Raw genomic sequence first — 5,413 nt, 5'->3', positions numbered from 1 at the left:
GATCTGCACCTTCGAGCCGTTGGCCGAGGCGCCGGCGCCGCCGACGATCAGGTTGCCTTGGGCAACTGCGTAGACCTGGCCATCAGCGCCCTTCAGCGGCGTGGCCACCAGGGTGCCGCCGCGCAGGCTCTTGGCGTTGCCGATCGAAGAGACGCCGATGTCGATTTGCTGGCCGGGTTGGGCGAAGGCGGGCAGTTGCGCGGTGACCAGCACCGCCGCGATGTTCTTCAGCTGCATCGAAGTGCCGGGCGGCACGGTGATGCCCATCTGCTGCAGCATCGAGGTGATGCCTTGCTGCGTGAACGGGGTTTGCTGGGTCTGGTCGCCGGTGCCGTCCAGGCCCACGACCAGGCCATAGCCGATCAACTGGTTGGAGCGCACGCCCTGGACGGTGGCGACTTCCTTGATCCGCTGCGCGGCCTGGGCCGGCCAGGGCCACCACAGCGCGGCGCTGGCGACCAGGGAGGTCAACGCCATCGCGGCGCGCAGGAATCGGTCAGAGGTGGTGTCCATGTGGCGTTGGTGAGTTGTGGACCCCCAGGTCCGCTTTGCAGCGGCCCGCCCCCCGCGGGGGTCAAGGAACTAGGGGCGGCCCGTCGTTCCTTGAGATTTCCTTCCAACGCATTCTGGGCAAACTTAAACCGGCCAAAGGCTCAAAAAGAATCGTGCCAACCAGCCAGTTCCTTGGGCATCGGCCATCGCGCCGCGGCCACGGTGCTCAACGCGCACATTGGCGACCTGGGCACTGGGGATCACGTTGCCAGGCTGGATCGAACGCGGGTCGACCTGGCCGGTGAAGCGCAGCACATCGACATGCTGGTTGACGCCGATCTGCTTCTCGCCGGCAACGATCAGGTGGCCGTTGGGCAGCACGCCGACCACGCTGGCGGTGATGGTGCCGGTGAAGTCGTTGTTGCTGGTCGTAGCGCCCTTGCCGGCGAAGGTATTGGCACTGGTGGCCGAGGCGTTGGCGCCGGCCAGGTGCATCGCCTTCACGCCAGGCAGCGCCGAGATGCCGACATTCAAGTCGCCGGTCTTGTCKACCGTCGAGTTGGCGCTCTGRCTGGCGGCGATCTTCTCGACGATCTGGATCGTCAAGGTGTCGCCGACCAGGCGAGCGCGGTGGTCTTCAAACATCGGCCGGTAGCTGGCGGCCTGGTAGATCGAGCCGCTCACCGGCCCCTGCTGCACGGCGGCGTAGCTGGTCATCGGCACCATCGCCGGGATCGGCGTCGGGCMGGACTCGGGAATGATCGGCGCGGTGGCCGTCGGGAAATCGACCTTGGCCTCAGTCGGCAGCACCGAGCAGGCGGCGAGCGAAAACAGCGGCAAGGCGGCCGCCAGTGCGCGAAGCAAGGTCGTCATGGTGTTTCTCTCAATGATCTTCACAGTTGCGACAGGCGTTGCAGCATCTGGTCGGAGGTCGAAATGGCCTTCGAATTCAGTTCGTAGGCACGCTGGGTCTGGATCATCGAGACCAGCTCTTCAACGACGTTGACGTTGCTGGTTTCAACAAAGCCTTGCTGCAGGCTGCCGAGGCCGGAGTTGCCGGGCGCTGCGCTGTTGGGCGAGCCGGAAGCCGCGGTCTCGCCGAACAGGTTGCTGCCGCGCGGCTCCAGGCCACCCGGGTTGACAAAGCTGRCCAATTGCAACTGGCCCACCGTCTGCGGTTGCGCCTGGGCGGGCAATGTGACGCTGACGGTGCCGTCGGCGGCAATCGTCACGCTTTGCGCATTGGCCGGAATCGTGATGCCGGGCTGCACCAGGTAGCCGCTGTTGGTGACCATCTGGCCTTGCGAATCGAGCTGGAACGAGCCGTCGCGTGTGTAGGCGGTGCCGCCATCGGGGGTGCTGATCTGGAAGAAGCCGTTGCCCTTGATCGCCACGTCCAGGTTGCCGCCGCTTTGCTGCAGGTTGCCCTGGCTGAAGTTGCGCGCACTGGCCACCGCACGGGTGCCCAGGCCGACCTGCAGGCCGGTCGGCAGCTGCGTCTGTTCCGAGCTGGCCGCACCCGCCTGGCGCAGGTTTTGGTAGATCAGGTCTTCGAACTGTGCGTGGGCCCGCTTGTAGCCGCTGGTGGCGACGTTGGCGAGGTTGTTCGAGATGTGGTCCAGCTGGGTTTGCTGGGCTTCCATCCCGGTCTTCGAAATCCAGAGCGAGCGAATCATGGGGTGCTCCCGGTGTTGCAACGACCCGAGGGGTCTTGGCACCGATGATCTGCGGGACTTGAGGGTCGTGAGGCTTCGAAAAGCAGGCGCTTTGGCCGCCTGATGCCCCCCGGGGCGGTCAAAGCGCACACACGGCCGGCCCCAAACAAGACAGCCCGCCAAGGCGGGCTGTTGGTCAGGAGGCGGCGCGAAGCCTAGGCTTCAGCAACACCGCTGGATGCGGCGCGCCATGGGTTGCCCTGGGCGCCATAGACCGGCGACTTCGCGGCACCGGTTTCGGGCAGCAGGATTTCGATCGACTTGTCGAGTGCAACGGACGCGCGGGCGATCGCCTCGCGCAGCGCGGCGACTTGGCCACCGGCCATCGCCAGGCGGCGGCGCAGCGCCGGCGGCATGCCGCCGCTGCGGGCAGCGCGGGTCGAATGGTCAACCGCCAGCGACAACGCGCGGTGCAGCGCGGTCGAGGCCATTTCGGTGCTGTCGGCGTCGCGGTTCTTCAGCGCTTCGGCCAGCTCGGCCAGGCGTGCTTCCACCTCGGTCAGCGCCGACTCCAGGTCGGTGGTCTGGCGCAACGCGTGTTGTTCGGCGGGGGAGCTCAGCATGATGCGGTGGGGTGCTGTGGCGTGCGGCCAGGGTGTGAGAGGTCTTGCCGCTCGCTCCAGCGGGCAGCAGGGACGGAGAAATCAGCAGGCGGCGCGGTCGGCCCGCGCCGGCTTCACGTCAGGACGACGAGTACTTGCGCAGCAGCTCTTGCGTGTTGGCAATCAGCTTGTCGGCAATCGCGTCGGCATTGACCTCGAACTTGCCGTCGCGGATGGCCTGGGCCATGCGGGCGACCTTGTCGGCGTCGAAGGTGCCGTCGGTGTCGGCGCTGCTGATCATGCTGGCGGTGGTCGAGATGCTGACGGTCGCGCTCGGCTGCGCAGACCCGGTGCTGCCACCTGTCTTGTCTGCACTGCCCGACTTGCGATCGTTCTGCATCGGTGCCACGTTGGCTTTGGTTTCGAGTGAACCGATTTTCATGGTGCTCTCCAGAAATCCGAAGCGGACCCGGCGGGAACTTTCGGCATAGATCGGGTTTCGACAGTGCCCGACAGAACTTTAGGACTATTTCGCACGGCCTTCAAAGTGACCGCCTTCAACGCGCCCCAAGGAACGAAGGGCAGCGCCCTTTGCGCTTTGCTCGTCACAGCGCCACCTCCACCTGCCGGTCGCCCACCGGGCGGCCCTGCAGCAGCCGGCCGGACTCGGTGCGGATCCGCACTGTCTGYCCTTCCAGCCCCGGATTCATCGCTTCGCCTTCGGTGACCACCTGCCAGCCGGGGCCTACGGCCACGACGCGCACGGTCTCACCGGCAGCAAACCACTGCCGTGCTTTCAAGTCTGTCTGCCGCAACGCAGTGCCGGCAGCCACCGGACGGCTCAGGGTACGCCCAATCGCCAGCCCAGGCTGGCTGATCGGCAAACCGGGGGCCGCTGCCAGATCGACCTCGGCTTCCGTGAAATGTTCCGCCGCCAGCGGGGTACCAGCCGCCAGGGCGGTCTGGGTCACCAGGGAACGGGACCAGACATGCACCGTGACCGGCAAGGTGACATTCCAGAGCTTGCTGCCCTGGGTGCACTTCAGGCCGATGCGGGTGCGCCCCCAGACCGGCAGGCCTGCAGGCAGATAGGGTTCGATTCGTTGGCACGGCGCCAGCTTCAGGCGCGGATCCAGGCTGCCGACCTCGACCTCGATGCGAGCTTGTCCCAGGCCGGCGCGGCCGGCGCTGTCGCGGGCCATCTGCTGCACCTGGGCGCTGACGGCCGCCATCTCGGGGTTGTCACCCGCCGGCGGCGTCGCCGCCTGGCCCCAGGCCAGCCCGGTGCCAAGCAGCGCCAAGGCGCCGGCAGCACGCACCAATCCACGCGAACAGGCGCGTGAGGCGGACGGGGAACGGGTGAGGGTCATGGCCAGTGACTGTAAGGATGCTGGCCGGCAACCAAGGCGCGAAATGGACGGGGCATGGGCCGCTATTCGAGCCTTTGCACCAGGGGCCGACTTTCACAATCGGCGAACGCGGCGTTGTGCCTGTTATCGGCCCCACCGCCCCGAACCTGAAGGATTCTTCCGCCATGAACGTCAACCGCCTGACCTCCCAGCTGGACTTCCAGGCCCAGGCGTTGACGCTTCGTGCCGAACGCCAGCGGGTGATTGCCAGCAACATCGCCAACGCCGACACCCYGGGCTACCAGGCCCGCGACATGGATTTCTCGTCCGCGCTGAAGGCCGCCACCGGCCAGTTGCCGGCTGCCGGCCAGATGGCGACCACCCGGACCGGCCACATGGCCCTGCCCGGTGGCGCGACGGCAGAACAGGCGGCGTTGCGCTATGCCACCCCGAGCCAGACCAACCTCGACAGCAACAGTGTCGACATGGACCGCGAACGCGCCAGCTTTGCCGAGAACTCGGTGAAGTACGAGGCAACCCTGCGCTTCATCAACAGCCATGTCCGCGAAATGCTGGACGCGATGAAGAGCCCGAGCCAAGGCTGATGAGCGCTGAAGGAGCATTCACATGAGCATGTTCAAGGTCTTTGATATTTCAGGCAGTGCCGTTTCGGCGCAAAGCCAGCGGCTGAACGTGGTGGCCTCGAACCTGGCCAACGCCGACAGCGTGGCCGGCCCCGACGGCCAGGCCTACAAGGCACGCCAGGTGGTGTTCCAGACCGTGTTGATGGGGGCATCCGGCAATGCCGCCGGTGCCGACCCCGGCAACCCGGTCGACGGCAGCGCCGGCGTGCGCGTGTCGACCATCAGCGAAGACCAGACGCCCGGCCGCAAGGTGCACCAGCCCGGCCACCCTGCCGCCGACGCCGAGGGCTACGTGACCTTCAGCAACGTGAACCCGGTCGAGGAGATGGTCAACATGATCTCGGCCTCGCGCTCGTACCAGAACAACATCGAGGTGATGAACACCGCGAAGACCTTGCTGCAGAAAACCCTGCAGCTGGGCCAGGGCTGACGCGCCCTCCTCCTAACCCGGACAGCCACGCGCCATGACCATCGCCGCCCTGAACTCCAACACCAAGACCGCTGCCAACAACGTGAACGACAGCGCGACGAGCGCCGCCGAGCAGTCCGACCGCTTCATGAAGCTGCTGGTCGCGCAGATGCAGAACCAGGACCCATTGAACCCGATGGACAACGCGCAGGTCACGACGCAGATGGCGCAGATCAGTACCGTGTCGGGTCTGGAAAAACTC

Annotated in this window: 9 protein-coding genes; 3 read left to right on the top strand and 6 right to left on the bottom strand. The window is 66.3% G+C overall.

The window, feature by feature from the left end; all coding sequences use genetic code 11:
* The 6 genes from AC1DYI_RS25345 to flgA all read right to left on the bottom strand — a co-directional run.
* A partial coding sequence (locus tag AC1DYI_RS25345; RefSeq protein WP_477206905.1) for a flagellar basal body P-ring protein FlgI occupies positions 1-477 on the bottom strand: 477 nt, incomplete at its 3' end.
* A gap of 159 nt (positions 478-636) precedes the next feature.
* Entirely contained in the window at positions 637-1,365 is a 729-nt protein-coding gene (locus AC1DYI_RS25340; protein ID WP_477206904.1) for a flagellar basal body L-ring protein FlgH, read from the bottom strand.
* 20 nt (positions 1,366-1,385) lie between these two features.
* Positions 1,386-2,168, bottom strand: a complete 783-nt coding sequence (gene flgG, locus AC1DYI_RS25335) for a flagellar basal-body rod protein FlgG (RefSeq protein WP_477206903.1) — start codon at positions 2,166-2,168, stop codon at positions 1,386-1,388.
* A gap of 194 nt (positions 2,169-2,362) precedes the next feature.
* Positions 2,363-2,770, bottom strand: a complete 408-nt coding sequence (locus AC1DYI_RS25330) for a hypothetical protein (RefSeq protein WP_477206902.1) — start codon at positions 2,768-2,770, stop codon at positions 2,363-2,365.
* 118 nt (positions 2,771-2,888) lie between these two features.
* Positions 2,889-3,191, bottom strand: coding sequence for a flagellar biosynthesis anti-sigma factor FlgM (flgM, locus tag AC1DYI_RS25325; protein ID WP_477206901.1), 303 nt, complete (start codon positions 3,189-3,191; stop codon positions 2,889-2,891).
* Between the two features lie 163 nt (positions 3,192-3,354).
* Entirely contained in the window at positions 3,355-4,119 is a 765-nt protein-coding gene (flgA, locus tag AC1DYI_RS25320) for a flagellar basal body P-ring formation chaperone FlgA (RefSeq protein WP_477206900.1), read from the bottom strand.
* Between the two features lie 164 nt (positions 4,120-4,283).
* Here flgA and flgB point away from each other — a divergent pair, with 164 nt between their 5' ends.
* The 3 genes from flgB to AC1DYI_RS25305 all read left to right on the top strand — a co-directional run.
* Positions 4,284-4,703: a flagellar basal body rod protein FlgB gene (gene flgB / locus AC1DYI_RS25315; protein WP_477206899.1), complete on the top strand. Its 420-nt coding sequence runs from the start codon at positions 4,284-4,286 to the stop codon at positions 4,701-4,703.
* A 22-nt stretch (positions 4,704-4,725) separates the two neighbouring features.
* Entirely contained in the window at positions 4,726-5,172 is a 447-nt protein-coding gene (gene flgC / locus AC1DYI_RS25310) for a flagellar basal body rod protein FlgC (protein WP_477206898.1), read from the top strand.
* Between the two features lie 34 nt (positions 5,173-5,206).
* Positions 5,207-5,413 (top strand): flagellar hook assembly protein FlgD (locus AC1DYI_RS25305; protein ID WP_477206897.1); only part of this gene is annotated, 207 nt, incomplete at its 3' end.

It is taken from the genome of Ideonella sp. P3_A4, assembly GCF_056403075.1.
The sequence above is the reverse complement of the archived record's forward strand: the minus strand, read 5'-3'. Positions and strand labels throughout refer to the sequence as shown.

Bases quoted from the DNA above. Each gene is read 5' to 3' on its own strand.
- AC1DYI_RS25330 (WP_477206902.1), bottom strand. From the start codon at position 2,770: ATGCTGAGCTCCCCCGCCGAACAACACGCGTTGCGCCAGACCACCGAC.
- flgM (WP_477206901.1), bottom strand. From the start codon at position 3,191: ATGAAAATCGGTTCACTCGAAACCAAAGCCAACGTGGCACCGATGCAG.
- flgC (WP_477206898.1), top strand. From the start codon at position 4,726: ATGAGCATGTTCAAGGTCTTTGATATTTCAGGCAGTGCCGTTTCGGCG.